Origin of the sequence: Pseudomonas sp. NS1(2017), from assembly GCF_002269425.1 — a bacterium.
Taxonomy (GTDB): domain Bacteria; phylum Pseudomonadota; class Gammaproteobacteria; order Pseudomonadales; family Pseudomonadaceae; genus Aquipseudomonas; species Aquipseudomonas reactans.
In genome coordinates this window covers 5,692,540-5,706,734 of record NZ_CP022960.1, presented here as the reverse complement: position 1 = coordinate 5,706,734, position 14,195 = coordinate 5,692,540, and the positions used below count along the sequence as shown (strand labels likewise).

Here is a 14,195-nt window from a genome sequence, read left to right as displayed (position 1 = left end):
ACCAGAGCCCAGCCGGCCTTTTGCTGTCAGGATTCTGCGCTGACCTGTGTAGGATCCGGGCAGCTCTCATCGCCGTTGTTCAAACCTTGCTTGTAATTGCGGCTCAGCAACGACGCTTTGCCGTTGTGCCAGGTCAGCGTCAGTACATACAAGGTGTCGTAGTCGCTGCCGGACCAGTCGTCGGTGATGGTGTGCTTTTCGCCTACGGCCTCACTGGCTACCTTGTTGATCAATTCCGGCAGATAACCGTGGGACCAGGCGGTGTAGATGATGGAGTTGTGGTATTTGGCTTCCACCAGTTCGTCGGCGAGGGCGCTGGTGTCATTCGCTGAAAACTTGATGTTCACCGGCAGGCCCAACTTGATGGCGCTGGGGCTGATGGTCATCAGGGGGCGAATATAGCTGTAGGAATTGTCAAACTCACCTTCTTCCACATTACGCGTCGGATTGGCGGCGAAGACGAAGTTGGCTTTGCCGAACCGCTCCGGCAGTACTGTTGCGAGGTTCATCGCCCGGTTGAGGCCCTGGCAATTGAGCTGGCCCAGGCCACCCGCGGGTTTTTCACCGTGGCGGAGGAAGACCAGGGTTTGCACGCCGTCGACCTGATCGGCATTGCTGATGCGCGATTCCAGGGTCAGATCGATAGCGCCGCCGACCAGCAGTACCGGCAACAAAATGTATGAATATCGTTTGAGGCGTCTAGCAAGGCACAGAGGCTTGATTGTCATTAGTGTCGAGTCTTCAGTGCATCGGGTTAAGGCGGACAAGCCCGGCCCAGCGACGCCTGCGGCGTGCTGCGGTGTTCCCTGTCGCAATAGCGAGGTGCCTCCTTTCACCGTTTGAGCGCACGTTCGAGTGCGCAAGGGCGTATTGGTTCGCCCACGCGGGAGAATAGCCCGCAGTTGTTGCGTATTGATGACCCATGCAGGACATCGGCCAGATGACTATCATGGGCTTCCTGCACCTACCTGGGGCTTCCCGATGAACCCAATCGCCGCTTTCCCGATTAATAGCAAATGGCCCGCCCAGCATCCCGAGCGTCTGCAACTGTACTCCTTGCCGACGCCCAACGGGGTCAAAGTGTCGATCATGCTTGAAGAGTTGGGTCTGCCCTATGAAGCGCACTCGATCAGTTTCGAGACCCAGGACCAGTTGTCGCCTGAATTCATGTCCTTGAATCCCAACAACAAGATCCCCGCAATCATCGACCCCAATGGCCCCAGCGGCCATCCATTGGCGCTGTTCGAGTCCGGAGCGATCCTGATCTACCTGGCGGAAAAAACCAGCCAGTTGCTCTCCGAAGACCCGGCCACCCGCTATGAAACGATCCAATGGTTGATGTTCCAGATGGGCGGTATCGGGCCGATGTTTGGCCAGTTGGGGTTCTTCAACAAATTTGCCGGCAAGGCCTACGAGGACAAGCGCCCCCGCGACCGTTACGCCGCCGAATCCCGGCGCTTGCTGGAGGTGCTGGAGAAACGCCTGCTGGGCCGCACCTGGATCATGGGCGATGAGTACAGCATTGCCGACATCGCGATCTTCCCGTGGGTCCGCAACCTGATCGGCTTCTACGAGTCGGGTGACCTGGTGGGCATTGCCGACTTCCCTAATGTGTTGCGCGCGCTGGACGGTTTTGTCGCAAGGCCGGCCGTGATCCGTGGCCTTAATATTCCGAGGTGAAGCATGCCGACTTTTGATTTCAAACAGCTGGACGTGTTCAGCCGCGTGGCGCTCAAAGGCAACCCGCTGGCGGTGGTGTTTGGCGCCGACAGCTTGACGGATCAGCAGATGGCGGACTTCGCCAATTGGACCAACCTCAGCGAAACCACGTTTTTGCTGACACCGCGTGATCCCAGGGCTGACTACCGGGTACGAATCTTCACCACCTTGACGGAACTGCCGTTCGCCGGGCACCCGACGCTGGGCAGTTGCCATGCGTGGCTGCAGGCCGGCGGGATTGCGAAGGATGAGGAGATCATCCAGGAGTGTGAAATTGGCCTGGTGCGTATCCGTCGCCAGGGCGATGAGTTGGCATTTATCGCGCCGCCGTTGTTGCGTTCAGGGGCGCTGGAGGCCTCGTTGGTCGAGCGCCTGCGTCTGGCGCTGGGCTTGGCGCCCGACGCCATCGTGCGTAGCCAGTGGGTCGACAACGGTGCGGGATGGCTGGCGGTGATGCTGTCGGACCGTAATCAAGTATTGGATTTGCAACCGGACTATTCGCAAATGCTCGGTTTGGCGGTGGGTGTAATCGCCCCCTGCGATCCCACGCGGGACGATGTGGACTCACAGTTTGAAGTCCGCGCCTTCATTGCGGGTGACGGCGCCCAGGAGGACCCGGCCACCGGCAGCCTGAACGCTGGCGTCGCCCAATGGCTGCTGGCCGAAGGCCTGGCGCCTGAGCGCTATGTGGTCAGTCAGGGCACGGCCATCGGACGGGCGGGGCGCATTCGTGTCGAGCGCCAGGGCGATGAAATCTGGGTGGGTGGCGCTGTGGCGGTGTGTATCGAAGGGCGATTGCAGCTCTAGATCAATGAATTGTTACGGGCGGCGCAATACACTATTGGCCCCTCGACGTTTGTGCTGCCGGGGCCAAGGGGCATAAGCTTTCGCCCCAAAGATTTCTGCCTTCTGATAGGAAAGCCATGACCAGCCAGTTCCCCCAAGCCCGCCCACGCCGCCTGCGCCGCTCCCCGGAGCTGCGTGGTTTGTTCCAGGAAAGCGAATTCACCCTCAATGATCTGGTGCTGCCGATCTTCGTCGAAGAAGAAATCGACGACTTCGTGCCGATCACCAGCATGCCCGGCGTGTTGCGCATCCCTGAGAAGAAACTGGCCGGCGAGATCGAGCGCTATGCCCGCGCCGGCATCAAGTCGGTGATGACCTTTGGCGTGTCGCACCACCTGGACGCCAGCGGTAGCGACACCTGGAAGGAACGCGGCCTGGTCTCGCGCATGTCCTCGATCATCAAGGACGCCGTGCCGGAAATGATCGTGATGTCCGACACCTGCTTCTGCGAATACACCGACCACGGCCATTGCGGCGTGATGCACGGTGCCCATGTCGACAACGATGCGACCTTGGTCAACCTCGGCAAACAAGCCGTGGCGGCGGCCCGCGCCGGTGCCGATGTGATCGCACCTTCGGCGGCGATGGACGGCCAGGTCCAGGCGATTCGCCGCGCCCTGGATGATGCCGGCTTCACCCATATCCCGATCATGGCTTACTCGACCAAATTCGCCTCGGCCCTCTACGGCCCGTTCCGCGAAGCCGGCGGCAGCGCGCTCAAGGGCGACCGCAAAAGCTACCAGATGAACCCGATGAACCGCCGTGAAGCCGTGCGTGAATCGTTGCTGGACGAGCAGGAAGGCGCGGACGCGTTGATGGTCAAGCCAGCCGGAGCCTACCTCGACATCATCCGCGACATCCGCGAAGCCTCGCGCCTGCCCGTGGCGGCGTATCAGGTGAGCGGCGAGTACGCGATGATCAAGTTCGGCGCCCAAGCGGGTGCGATTGACGAGGATCGTGTGGTGCGCGAGACGTTGGGGTCGATCAAGCGCGCGGGTGCGGACTTGATCTTCACCTACTTTGCGATGGACCTGGCGTTGGCCGGGATCTGATTGAGGGGCGTTTGCGCAATGCTGCCTTCAGCGTTGCGCAAACGCCAGATTCAACCCCAACCCCGCAAAAGCCGCCGCAAAACTGCGGCGCAGCCAGTTCTGCACCCGTGGTGACTCGATCACGGCACGCCGAAACACATTGGCTAGCAGGCCATAGGCCACGAACACCACAAACGTCATTGCCATGAACACAGCGCTCAGCACCAACATCTGCAGGGCGGGCGCCGTGCTGCCTGGTGTGACGAACTGGGGCAGGAACGCGAGGAAGAAGATGGTCAGCTTCGGGTTGAGAATGTTCATCAGCAGGCCGCGCAACATCAGTGTCCGCGCACGTGTGTGAGTCGGTGTGTCGCTGATCGCAAAGGCCGAGCGATCCCGCCAGGTGGCATACGCTACGTACAACAGGTAGGCGGCGCCCGCGTACTTCAACATTTCGAATGCCAACGCGCTGGTGTGCAACAAGGCCGAGAGGCCGAGAACCGACGCGAGCAAATGCGGGATGATCCCTGCGGTACAGCCCAACGAGGCGAACACACTGGCGCGCTTGCCGGCGGCGAGGCCGGTGGACACGGTAAAGATCACGCCGGTGCCGGGAATCAGCACGACAATCAGGCAGGTGATAAGGAAGTTGAGGCTGAGCATGGCATTCAAACTCCGTGTACGAATGGTCGATGACAGATCCTGTCACGTTTGCGGGTGACTGGCGAGGGTACCTGCCGGGCGAACCCTGCTTACACTTACCGGTCGATATCAGCACTATCCGGCCCGCCGTCATTCAAGGAAGCCCCATGCATTCAAGCCGCCTGATCCTCTGTTTTGCCACTTTGCTGGTGCTGGCTGGTTGCTCCACTCCACGCAACGCGCAGCAGCCGGAGCGCAGCGAAGCCGAAGTCAAGACGCAGATCGTGCGGCTGCTGCCGGCCCAGGTGTCCGACCGCACGGGGTGGGCCCAGGACATCTACACCGCCTTCGATACCCAGAAAATCTACCCCAGCACGGAAAACATCTGCGCGGTGCTCGCGGTCACCGAGCAGGAGTCCACTTACCAAGTGGACCCACCCGTGCCGAATATGGGCAAGATCGCGCAGGATGAAATCCTGCGGCGTGCAGGAAAAGTCCATGTGCCGGCGTTTGTCGTACGCAGCGCGCTGCAACTGCGTTCGCCCACCGGCAAGACTTACGCTGATCGCCTGAGCGCTGCGCGCACGGAGAAAGACCTGAGCGGCATCTTCGATGACTTCATCAGCATGGTGCCTCTGGGAAACACGCTGTTTGGTGGTTTCAACCCGGTGCATACCGCAGGGCCGATGCAGGTGAGTATCGACTTTGCGCAGAAACAGGCGCGAGGTTATCCCTACACGGTGGACGGTAGCATTCGCCGCGAAGTGTTCACCCGCCGGGGCGGCATGTACTTCGGCATCGCGCATTTGCTCGGTTATCCGGTGAACTATGACCAGCCGTTGTATCGCTTTGCCGATTTCAATGCCGGCTGGTACGCCAGCCGCAATGCCGCGTTCCAGGCTGCCGTCAGCCGTGCCTCGGGCAAAGAACTGGCATTGGATGGGGATTTGATTCGCTACGGTTCGTTGTTGCCCGGCACGACCGAGTTGGCAGTGCGTTCGCTGGGCGCAAAGCTGGATATGCGCAACCCCAGCATCCGCAGCCAGCTGGAGCAGGGTGAGCAACTGGACTTTGAAGACACCACGCTCTACAAACGCGTGTTCGCCTTGGCCGACAAGGCTGCGGGCAAGCCAATGCCACGGGCGATCCTGCCGGGCATCGTGCTCAAGAGCCCCAAGATCACCCGCAACCTCACCACCGCCTGGTTCGCCAAGCGGGTGGATGAACGTTATCAGCGGTGCATGAAGCGCTGATCAGCTTTGTGGGGAGCGGGCTTGTTGTGGCGAGCCCGCTCCCCACAACCACACCACTGGAAACGCCAGGATCACAAACGGCAGCGCATAGGCTGCGCGATCCAGGGCGTCGGCAGTGCCTGCCACCAGGTTAAAGCGGGTCTGGTGGATTAACGCAAAGCATCACGGGGGATTTGCGGGGTAGATGGTAATGGCCGCTGCGTGCGGCCAGGCGTACATCTTAACCTTCACTCCAGGGAAGAGTCCGCCATGATCACTCACGCCGTACCTGAAGGTTTTGTTTCATTGCCCCGCAGCAGTCCATTGCTGGATCTGCTCGGCCCGGCCTATTGCCGAGGGGAGGGGCTGCAATTGGAAATTGGCCTGCGTGCCGACAATCGCCACGCCAATGGGCGCGGTACCGTGCATGGCGGGGTGTTGGCGACCCTGGCGGATATCGGCATGGGTTATGCGATGGCATTTTCCAGTGAGCCGCCGCTGCCGTTGATAACCGCGAGCATGACCTTGGACTACCTGGGGGCGGTGCAGGTGGGGGAGTGGATTGTGGTGCGGTTGGAGCATCACAAGCGGGGGCGGCAGATGGCGTTTGCCACGGTGAGCTTGCAGGTGGGGGAGAAGGTGGTGGCGCGGGCGAATGCGGTGTTTGCGGTGCCGCAACCTCAGTGAAAACCATAAAGAAAAGGCCTGGTTTTCGTGGAACCAGGCCCTCTCAATGTTGCCCTTTATTGCTTTTCTGTAGGAGCGAGCTTGCTCGCGAAGATCGCTAACGATAACGCAGCTCTTCTGGCACTACTCAGCGCCTGTAGATTCTTCGCGAGCAAGCTCGCTTCTACAGTCAAGCGCGTTCGAGCGCCAGCGCGACACCCTGGCCGCCACCGATGCACAGCGTTGCCAAACCTTTCTTGGCATCACGCTTGATCATTTCATGCAGCAGGGTCACCAGCACGCGGCAGCCTGATGCGCCGATCGGGTGGCCGATGGCGATAGCGCCGCCGTTGACGTTGACCTTTTCTGCGTCCCATTCCAGCTCTTTGCCCACCGCCAGGGATTGTGCGGCGAAGGCTTCGTTGGCTTCGATCAGGTCCAGGTCACCCAGGCTCCAGCCGGCTTTGTCCAGGCAGCGGCGGGTCGCCGAGACCGGGCCGATGCCCATGATGGCTGGGTCGACGCCCGCGTTGGCGTAGCTGGCGATACGCGCCAGTACCGGCAGGCCGAGGGCCTTGGCCTTGTCGGCGCTCATCAGCAGCACGGCGGCGGCGCCGTCGTTGAGGCTGGAGGCGTTGCCGGCGGTGACGCTGCCGTCTTTCTTGAACGCCGGTTTCAGCTTGGCCAGGGACTCGGCGGTGGTGCCGGCGCGTGGCTGTTCATCCACGGCGAAGGCCACCGGGTCGCCTTTACGTTGGGGAATCAGGATCGGGGTGATCTCGTCGACAAAGCGGCCCGCTTCGATAGCGGCGGAGGCTTTTTGTTGGGACGCCGCAGCGAACGCGTCCTGGGCTTCACGGCTGATGCCGTACTTGTCCACCAGGTTCTCGGCGGTGATGCCCATGTGGTAGTCGTTGAATGCATCCCACAGGCCGTCGGTGATCATGCTGTCGATCATCTTGGCGTGGCCCATGCGCAAACCCGTGCGTGCGGCGGGCAGTACGTACGGTGCCAGGCTCATGTTCTCCATGCCGCCGGCGATGATCACTTCGGCATCGCCGCAACGGATGGCCTGGGCGCCCAGGTGCAGGGCCTTGAGGCCGGAGCCGCAGACTTTGTTGAGGGTCAGGCTCGGCACGGCGTGGGGCAGGCCGGCGAGGATCGAAGCCTGCCGCGCCGGGTTTTGGCCTGAGCCGGCGGTGAGCACCTGGCCGAGGATCACTTCATCCACTTGGGCCGGGTCCAGGCCAGTCTGTTCCAACAGGCGACGGATCACGGCAGCGCCCAATTCCGGTGCCGGGATATTCGCCAGCGAACCCTGGAAGCTGCCCACGGCGGTGCGGGTGGCAGCAACAATCACGACGTCTTGCATGGAATCTGTCCTCACTGGAAGTGCATTTCTGGAACGTGGTCCGGGACGATCAGTTTACCGGCGGTCTTGCTCACAATCTCCTCAACGCTGACGCCAGGTGCGCGTTCCTTGAGGACAAAAGCGCCATTTTCGATTTCCAGGTACGCGAGGTCGGTCAATACACGCTTGATGCAGTTGGCGCCGGTCAGCGGCAGGCTGCACTGGCTGAGCAGCTTGGACTCACCGTCCTTGGACGCGTGGGTCATGATCACAATGATGTTTTCTGCACCGGCCACCAGGTCCATGGCGCCGCCCATGCCTTTGACCAGCTTGCCGGGAATCATCCATGAGGCGATGTTGCCTTGTACGTCCACCTCAAATGCGCCAAGCACAGTGAGGTCGACGTGGCCGCCACGGATCATCGCGAAAGACTCGGCGGAGGAGAAGATCGACGCACCGATGCGTGCGGTCACGGTCTGCTTGCCGGCGTTGATCATGTCGGCATCAATGGTTTCTTCTGTAGGAAAAGGACCCATGCCCAGCAGGCCGTTTTCCGATTGCAGCATTACTTCCATGCCTTCGGGGATGTAGTTGGCCACCAGGGTCGGAATGCCGATGCCGAGGTTCACGTAGAAGCCGTCCTGCATTTCGCGGGCGACGCGTTGAGCCATTTGTTCGCGGGTAAGAGCCATTTTATGTGTCCTTATTATTCGGGCTGGGGACGGATTATTTGCGCACGGTGCGCTGTTCGATGCGCTTCTCGAACGTGCCGCAGATGATCCGGTCGACGTAGATGCCAGGGGTGTGGATCTGCGCCGGGTCCAGGTCGCCCGGTTCGACGATTTCTTCGACTTCGACCACGGTGATCTTGCCGGCGGTGGCGGCCAGCGGGTTGAAGTTCTGGGCGGTGTGGCGATAGATGACGTTGCCGAAGTGGTCGGCTTTCCAGCCTTTGACGATGGCGAAGTCGCCGGTGATGGATTCTTCCATCAGGTACGGACGACCGTTGAATTCGCGGGTTTCCTTGCCTTCAGCCACCGGGGTGCCGACGCCGGTCGCGGTGAAGAAGGCCGGGATGCCGGCGCCGCCCGCGCGCATTTTCTCGGCCAGGGTGCCTTGAGGGGTCAGCACCACTTCGATTTCGCCGCTAAGCAATTGCTTCTCGAACAGGGCGTTTTCACCGACGTAGGAGGCGATCACCTTGCTGATCTGTTTTTCTTCCAGCAACACGCCCAGGCCGAAACCGTCGACGCCACAGTTGTTGGAAACCACGGTCAGGTCGCGGGTGCCTTTGCGCTTGATCTCGGCGATGAGGTTTTCCGGAATGCCGCACAGGCCAAAACCGCCGGAGAGTACGGTCATGCCGTCTTCCAGGCCTGCCAGTGCTTCCTCGTAGGACGCCACGCGTTTATCGAAACCTGCCATATGCACCTCTTTTATTGTTTGTGGGCCAGCCAATGAACCGAGTGTTGCGCCGACTGATTGATTTGTTAAGTTGTTTTTTAAGGTTGATTGATTTAAAAAACAGCATAGTCGCCTGACCGTTTGGAGTAGCGTCATGACCGTTAAACAGATGCGCGCGTTTCTCGCCGTGGCCCAAAGCCTGAGTTTTGCCGCCGCCTGCGAGCGCCTGCACCTCTCCCAATCGGCGCTGAGCCTGACCATCAAGGGTCTGGAAGAAGGCCTGGGCGGGCGCCTGTTCAGCCGCAATACCCGCAACGTTGCCCTGACGCCCGAAGGCGAGTCCTTGCTGCCCCTGGCGCGCCGGCTGATTGCCGACTGGGACAACGCCGAAGACGAACTGCGCCAGCGTTTCACTTTGCAGCGTGGGCGAGTCACTGTCGCGGCGATGCCCTCGTTTGCGGGCAATTTGCTGCCACCGATCCTGAAGATATTCCGCGCGCGTTACCCTCAGGTGAATGTGACCGTGCATGATCTGATCAATGAGCAGGTGCTGGAGATGGTGCGCGACCGGCAGGTAGAGTTGGGCGTGGCGTTTGAGCCTGCTGAAGGTTCATCACTGGCATTTACGCCTTTGTACCTGGATCGCTTTATCGCGGTGGTTCCGGGTGATTCGCCCTTGGCAGACTGTACTCAAATCGATTGGAAAACCTTGCTTGAACAGCCGTTCATCACTTTGCAACGTCCGTCGACGGTTCGGGTCATGCTGGAGGAGCATCTGGGCGCGCTACAGATGAAGCTGCCGGTCGCCCTGGAAAGTCATCAACTGGCGACAGTGGGCAAGATGGTCGCGAGTGGTTTGGGCGTCAGCGCGGTACCGGCGTTGTGCGCAAGGCAGATGGAAGAGGCGGGCGCCCACTGCATCACCTTGACCGACCCGGTAATCGAGCGGCCGATTGGTGTGCTGACCAAGCCAGGGCATGAACTCTCGGCAGCGGCGCAGGTGTTGTTTGATATTTTCCGCGATGAAGCGACAAAGGGGCGGTTTCCGGCATTGTTGTAACTCATGCATTAAAAAGCCCGCTTGAATGAACAAGCGGGCTTAAATGTTTAAGGCGGTGTTATCAGCAGTATCTATCAATCACTTTAACGTTCGATTGGCCTTTGAGGTTCTGCCATTCGGTATTAAGTGTGTGGAATACCTGCTCGATAAAGTTGCGATCGGCGGCGGCTTTCTTGCCGACATAACCCTGGCCCCGACGGTAAACCCTCAGGCGTGCCGCCAGCTCACGGTGATTGCGGTCGAACTCAGCCTCTTCGGTATTGGGCTCCAGGCAGTCAAGTTGCACTTCGCCCGATTTGCCAATCCACAGGATATGGTCGTCGAGTGTGTCTTTCTGCGCTGCGAACATCTCAGCCAATTCATCGATAGTTGGTTGGTTGTTCAGATTCATGTGTAAGCCCCTTGACCAGTTGGCGATCTATCAGTTGGTTCGTTAAAACATCTTTAGTTGTCTCCGGTTGCGAAAACCGGGCGTCAGCGATTGTCTGCCGAATACGGGCAGGGTCTTGAACCTGATGCATGTAGTCTTGCTGATGAACTGCTACGCAATGCTTTCATAACGAAGACAAGCCGCATTTGAGCGCCTTGTACCGAGCCCTTCGGGCCGGTCAGCTTCATCAATCCGCCTTGTGGGCAGTGCACATCCGGAAAAAACAGCTCGGCGGTCAGACGAGCTTGTTCAAAACGCTTGTTGCCAACGCTCCCGATCCGGGAGACGTCTCGATAATGCAAGGACAAAAAGGTTACGTCAACGGTTATGTAGTGATTATTTTTGATCACTACATAAATCGCCGTGGGGACGGGGGAATGCGGGAAAACGTGACTTGGGCGTCATTTTCTGGAGGTGTAGGTCAGGCAGATATCAGGCCAATCGCTCTGTCAGCAAGGGCAACAATCGCTCACACTCGGCTTCGATCTTCACCTGTAATAGCTCATCCCCTCGGGTCTTGCCCAAGTTGATGGCAATGACGGGTTTGCCCTGTTCGACCATGGCCTTGCACAGGCGAAACGCCGAATAGGCCATCAGCGACGACCCCACCACCAGCAACCCCTCGGCATGCTCTACTGCAACCATCGCCCTGGCCGCTGTTGTCGGCGCTACGTTCTCGCCAAAAAACACCACATCCGGTTTCAAGCGCTCGCCATTGCAGTGGGGGCAGCGCGGGACCTGGAAGTGTTCTTCAAAGGCGGGATCAAGCAGGGTGTCGCCATCCGGCGCCTGCACCGCATGGACATGCGCCAAATAGGGGTTGTCGATTTCCATCTGCCGCTGGATTGCATCGCGCTGGCTGTGCAATTGGCAATCCAGGCACAGCACCCGGTGCAGGCTGCCGTGCAGTTCGATCACGTCATGGCTGCCGGCCTGATCATGCAGGGTGTCGACGTTCTGGGTGATCAACCCACTGATGCGCTCGCGTTGTTGCAGCATCGCCAACGCCTGGTGCGCCTTGTTCGGTTGCGCAATGCGGACCCTCGGCCAGCCCAACATCGCTCGCGCCCAATAACGGCGTCGCGCCTGAGGGGTGGCGAGGAATTCCTGGTACATCATTGGCGCCTTGCCCCGACGCACGCCTTCGCTGTCGCGGTAATCGGGAATGCCCGACGACGTGCTGATCCCCGCACCGGTCAACACCAGAAAACGCCGGTCTGCCATGGCCCGGTACAGGGTGTCGAGGTGGTCCTCTTGATGTTCCAGCGTGTCGAGCATGGGTTCCCCTATTCGCCGCGGATGTACTGCTCCAGCTGTTTGATCAGGTGAGCCTGGTCGGCAATGGCTTCTTTGACCAAGTCACCGATGGAGAGCAGGCCCAACAGTTTGCCGTCTTCGACCACCGGCAGGTGGCGCAGGTGACTGTCGGTCATGATGTTCATGCACTCATCGACCTTTTTATGGGTGTCGACGGTGATCACTGGAGAACTCATCACCTCATGCACCTTTGTGGTGACCGACGAAAGCCCCTTGAGCATGATTTTGCGGGCGTAATCACGTTCGCTGATGATGCCTACCACCACGCCATCCTGGACGACCGGCAAGGCCCCGACGTTTTTCTCCGACATGCGGACCAGTGCTTCAAACACGGTGTGGTCGTGTTTGATGACATGGACTTCCTGGTTTTTCTTGTCCTTGGCTTTGAGCACTTCTGCAACGGTTTTCATGGCGGCCACTCCGGTTTTTTTGTTGGTTAGTCAGGCTCCCCCTACAGAATCCTAGACGGCCCTCGCGGCGGCAAGGTCCAAAGCGGCGCTAAACCCGTCGAAAAACGTCATTCGCCGGATTTTTTCGGGTTTTACCCCGCAGTTGTCGGCTTTCTCGTCCGTTTGGGGCTGGCTCCCGCTTTGCGTGGTGCGCTTTTGCGCTTCTTTTTCCACGGCGCGGCACCTCGGACTGCCGGACTGGCCGGGCCGGTGATGGTCATGCGCAGGCCATTGCAGCGTGCTACCTGTTTGCTCATCCAGGCCGCCTGCTTGGCCACGAATTCTTCCAGGCTCATTTCGCCGCTTTGCACCATGTCCAGCGCCTGCTCCCAGATCGCCGTGGTGCCGGGGTCTGCGATAGCGCGGGGTACGGCGTCGATCAGGCTGAACGCTGCCGGGGTGGCCGACAGCGCCTTACCGTTCTTCACCAGGTAGCCACGGTCCAACAGGCCCTGGATGATGCCCGCGCGGGTGGCTTCGGTGCCGATGCCGGTGGTGTCCTTGAGCTTTTGCTTGAGCAGCGGGTCTTCCACCAGCTTGGCGACGTTTTTCATCGCCTTGATCAGGTCGCCTTCGGTGAAGGGTTTAGGCGGCTGGGTCCACAGGTCCTTGAGGTTGACCTTGGCCACGGCATAATCCTGGCCCTGTACCAATGCCGGCAATGCTTGTGGGGCTGGCGCTTCACGCCCTTTGGCTGGCGCCAAGGCTTCGGGCAGGGCGCGTTTCCAACCCGGGTCGATCACCACTTTGCCCACCGCGCGCAACGCTTGGCCTGCACCGTCGAAATCCGCCTGAGTACGATCGTATTCATGGTTGGGCAGGAACTGCGCCAGGTAGCGTGCCCGAATCAAGGTGTACACCGCGCGGTGCTTGCCGGTGAGTTGCCCCACGTCCTTGCCGGCGCCGGTCGGGATGATGCCGTGGTGGGCGCTGACCTTGGCGTCATTCCATGCCCGTGAGCGACGCTGCGGGTCGATATGCGGCATCAGCTCGTTCACCGCTGTATCAGCACGCCCCAACGCAGCAAGAATCTTCGGCGCGTCGCTGTGCTGGCTCAACGGTAGGTAGCCGCAGTCACTGCGCGGGTAGGTGATGGCCTTGTGGGTTTCATACAGCGACTGGGCAATATCCAGGGTTTCCTGGGCGCCGAGGCCGAGTTTTTTCGAGCAGATTTCCTGCAGGTTGCCGAGATCGAAGGGCAGCGGTGCCACTTCGCGCATGCGTTCGGTACGCAGCTTGACCAGCCTTGCGGTGGCGGCGTTGCGCATCGCGTCGGCAGCGTCTCGCGCCAGTTGCGGGTTGAGGCAGCGGCCCTGGTCATCACAGGCATCCTCGGCCGCGCGCCACTGGGCGGTGAAGGTCATGGCGTTGTGGCGCAGGTCGACATCGATGGCCCAGTACGCCACCGGCACGAAATCGGCGATGCTGCGGTCGCGGTCCACCACCAGGCGCAAGGTCGGCGTTTGCACGCGACCTACAGGCAATACGCCCTGATAACCGGATTGGCGCCCCAGCAAGGTAAACAGGCGACTCATGTTCATGCCGATCAGCCAGTCGGCGCGGGAACGGCCCAGGGCCGAGTGGTACAGGCTGAAGGTTTCGGCACCGGGCTTGAGGGCCGCTAAAGCCTTGCGGATGGAGGCGTCGTCCAGCGCTGACAGCCACAGCCGCTGGATCGGCCCGCGATAGCGGCAATGCTCCACCAGCTCACGCGCGATCATCTCGCCTTCGCGGTCGGCGTCGGTGGCGATCACCAGTTCCTGGGCTTCTCCCAGCAACCGCTTGACCGCCTTGAACTGGCTGGCGGTCTTGGGCTTGACGCGCATCTTCCATTTTTCCGGGACGATGGGCAGGTCGGCCAGCACCCAGCGTTTGTACTTTTCGTCGTAGGCGTCGGGCGGGGCGGTTTCCAGCAGGTGGCCGATGCACCAGGTGACCGTGACGCCATTGCCCAGCCAGCAGCCATCGCCCCGACGACTGGCGCCGAGTACGGCCGCTATATCCTTGGCCTGGGAAGGTTTTTCACAGAGGTACAGCCGCATGCTCAG

General features: G+C 60.4%; 15 protein-coding genes. 6 read left to right on the top strand and 9 right to left on the bottom strand.

Annotation, left to right across the window (positions count from 1 at the left end; genetic code table 11):
• Positions 1–26 precede the first annotated feature (26 nt).
• Entirely contained in the window at positions 27–728 is a 702-nt protein-coding gene (locus CI807_RS26580; protein WP_095016889.1) for a histidine phosphatase family protein, read from the bottom strand.
• A 253-nt stretch (positions 729–981) separates the two neighbouring features.
• On the opposite strand from CI807_RS26580, the gene CI807_RS26575 reads away from it, so the two are divergent.
• The 3 genes from CI807_RS26575 (at position 982) to hemB (ending at position 3,617) form a co-directional block, all read left to right on the top strand.
• Complete coding sequence (locus CI807_RS26575; protein ID WP_095016888.1) at positions 982–1,680, top strand: glutathione S-transferase N-terminal domain-containing protein; 699 nt, start codon at positions 982–984, stop codon at positions 1,678–1,680.
• Between the two features lie 3 nt (positions 1,681–1,683).
• On the top strand, positions 1,684–2,526 hold the full coding sequence (locus CI807_RS26570) for a PhzF family phenazine biosynthesis protein (protein WP_095016887.1): 843 nt from the start codon (positions 1,684–1,686) through the stop codon (positions 2,524–2,526).
• A 116-nt stretch (positions 2,527–2,642) separates the two neighbouring features.
• Complete coding sequence (hemB, locus tag CI807_RS26565) at positions 2,643–3,617, top strand: porphobilinogen synthase (RefSeq protein WP_016977356.1); 975 nt, start codon at positions 2,643–2,645, stop codon at positions 3,615–3,617.
• Between the two features lie 27 nt (positions 3,618–3,644).
• Here the strand turns inward: hemB and CI807_RS26560 are convergent, their stop codons facing one another.
• The gene (locus CI807_RS26560) at positions 3,645–4,259 is read right to left on the bottom strand and encodes a LysE family translocator (RefSeq protein ID WP_095016886.1); all 615 of its coding nucleotides are present in this window, start codon (positions 4,257–4,259) and stop codon (positions 3,645–3,647) included.
• Positions 4,260–4,405: 146 nt separating this feature from the next.
• On the opposite strand from CI807_RS26560, the gene CI807_RS26555 reads away from it, so the two are divergent.
• Both CI807_RS26555 and CI807_RS26550 read left to right on the top strand, forming a co-directional pair.
• Positions 4,406–5,491 (top strand): DUF1615 domain-containing protein, encoded by a 1,086-nt coding sequence (locus tag CI807_RS26555; protein ID WP_095016885.1) that lies wholly within the window; start codon positions 4,406–4,408, stop codon positions 5,489–5,491.
• A gap of 249 nt (positions 5,492–5,740) precedes the next feature.
• The gene (locus tag CI807_RS26550; protein WP_095016884.1) at positions 5,741–6,157 is read left to right on the top strand and encodes a PaaI family thioesterase; all 417 of its coding nucleotides are present in this window, start codon (positions 5,741–5,743) and stop codon (positions 6,155–6,157) included.
• Between the two features lie 169 nt (positions 6,158–6,326).
• On the opposite strand, the gene CI807_RS26545 is transcribed toward CI807_RS26550, so the two are convergent.
• Genes CI807_RS26545 through CI807_RS26535 form a run of 3 tightly spaced genes read right to left on the bottom strand, consistent with a single transcriptional unit; the run spans position 6,327 to position 8,912 of the window.
• On the bottom strand, positions 6,327–7,508 hold the full coding sequence (locus CI807_RS26545; protein WP_095016883.1) for an acetyl-CoA C-acetyltransferase: 1,182 nt from the start codon (positions 7,506–7,508) through the stop codon (positions 6,327–6,329).
• A gap of 11 nt (positions 7,509–7,519) precedes the next feature.
• Positions 7,520–8,179 (bottom strand): CoA transferase subunit B, encoded by a 660-nt coding sequence (locus CI807_RS26540; protein ID WP_003211625.1) that lies wholly within the window; start codon positions 8,177–8,179, stop codon positions 7,520–7,522.
• Between the two features lie 34 nt (positions 8,180–8,213).
• Complete coding sequence (locus CI807_RS26535; protein WP_095016882.1) at positions 8,214–8,912, bottom strand: CoA transferase subunit A; 699 nt, start codon at positions 8,910–8,912, stop codon at positions 8,214–8,216.
• A 133-nt stretch (positions 8,913–9,045) separates the two neighbouring features.
• On the opposite strand from CI807_RS26535, the gene CI807_RS26530 reads away from it, so the two are divergent.
• Positions 9,046–9,951, top strand: coding sequence for a LysR family transcriptional regulator (locus tag CI807_RS26530; protein WP_095016881.1), 906 nt, complete (start codon positions 9,046–9,048; stop codon positions 9,949–9,951).
• A gap of 61 nt (positions 9,952–10,012) precedes the next feature.
• On the opposite strand, the gene CI807_RS26525 is transcribed toward CI807_RS26530, so the two are convergent.
• The 4 genes from CI807_RS26525 to CI807_RS26510 form a co-directional block, all read right to left on the bottom strand.
• A complete protein-coding gene (locus CI807_RS26525) occupies positions 10,013–10,342 on the bottom strand; it encodes a hypothetical protein (protein WP_095016880.1) in 330 nt (109 codons plus the stop codon).
• A gap of 471 nt (positions 10,343–10,813) precedes the next feature.
• On the bottom strand, positions 10,814–11,659 hold the full coding sequence (locus CI807_RS26520) for an NAD-dependent protein deacetylase (RefSeq protein ID WP_095016879.1): 846 nt from the start codon (positions 11,657–11,659) through the stop codon (positions 10,814–10,816).
• Positions 11,660–11,667: 8 nt separating this feature from the next.
• The gene (locus tag CI807_RS26515) at positions 11,668–12,108 is read right to left on the bottom strand and encodes a CBS domain-containing protein (RefSeq protein ID WP_095016878.1); all 441 of its coding nucleotides are present in this window, start codon (positions 12,106–12,108) and stop codon (positions 11,668–11,670) included.
• A gap of 131 nt (positions 12,109–12,239) precedes the next feature.
• Complete coding sequence (locus tag CI807_RS26510; RefSeq protein WP_095016877.1) at positions 12,240–14,189, bottom strand: DNA topoisomerase III; 1,950 nt, start codon at positions 14,187–14,189, stop codon at positions 12,240–12,242.
• Positions 14,190–14,195 lie beyond the last annotated feature (6 nt).

Excerpts from the sequence above, each read along its gene's own strand:
- CI807_RS26535 (WP_095016882.1), bottom strand. The coding sequence starts at position 8,912 with ATGGCAGGTTTCGATAAACGCGTGGCGTCCTACGAGGAAGCACTGGCA.
- CI807_RS26540 (WP_003211625.1), bottom strand. The coding sequence starts at position 8,179 with ATGGCTCTTACCCGCGAACAAATGGCTCAACGCGTCGCCCGCGAAATG.
- hemB (WP_016977356.1), top strand. The coding sequence starts at position 2,643 with ATGACCAGCCAGTTCCCCCAAGCCCGCCCACGCCGCCTGCGCCGCTCC.
- CI807_RS26520 (WP_095016879.1), bottom strand. The coding sequence starts at position 11,659 with ATGCTCGACACGCTGGAACATCAAGAGGACCACCTCGACACCCTGTAC.
- CI807_RS26575 (WP_095016888.1), top strand. The coding sequence starts at position 982 with ATGAACCCAATCGCCGCTTTCCCGATTAATAGCAAATGGCCCGCCCAG.
- CI807_RS26580 (WP_095016889.1), bottom strand. The coding sequence starts at position 728 with ATGACAATCAAGCCTCTGTGCCTTGCTAGACGCCTCAAACGATATTCA.
- CI807_RS26510 (WP_095016877.1), bottom strand. The coding sequence starts at position 14,189 with ATGCGGCTGTACCTCTGTGAAAAACCTTCCCAGGCCAAGGATATAGCG.
- CI807_RS26550 (WP_095016884.1), top strand. The coding sequence starts at position 5,741 with ATGATCACTCACGCCGTACCTGAAGGTTTTGTTTCATTGCCCCGCAGC.
- CI807_RS26515 (WP_095016878.1), bottom strand. The coding sequence starts at position 12,108 with ATGAAAACCGTTGCAGAAGTGCTCAAAGCCAAGGACAAGAAAAACCAG.
- CI807_RS26530 (WP_095016881.1), top strand. The coding sequence starts at position 9,046 with ATGACCGTTAAACAGATGCGCGCGTTTCTCGCCGTGGCCCAAAGCCTG.
- CI807_RS26560 (WP_095016886.1), bottom strand. The coding sequence starts at position 4,259 with ATGCTCAGCCTCAACTTCCTTATCACCTGCCTGATTGTCGTGCTGATT.
- CI807_RS26545 (WP_095016883.1), bottom strand. The coding sequence starts at position 7,508 with ATGCAAGACGTCGTGATTGTTGCTGCCACCCGCACCGCCGTGGGCAGC.
- CI807_RS26525 (WP_095016880.1), bottom strand. The coding sequence starts at position 10,342 with ATGAATCTGAACAACCAACCAACTATCGATGAATTGGCTGAGATGTTC.
- CI807_RS26555 (WP_095016885.1), top strand. The coding sequence starts at position 4,406 with ATGCATTCAAGCCGCCTGATCCTCTGTTTTGCCACTTTGCTGGTGCTG.
- CI807_RS26570 (WP_095016887.1), top strand. The coding sequence starts at position 1,684 with ATGCCGACTTTTGATTTCAAACAGCTGGACGTGTTCAGCCGCGTGGCG.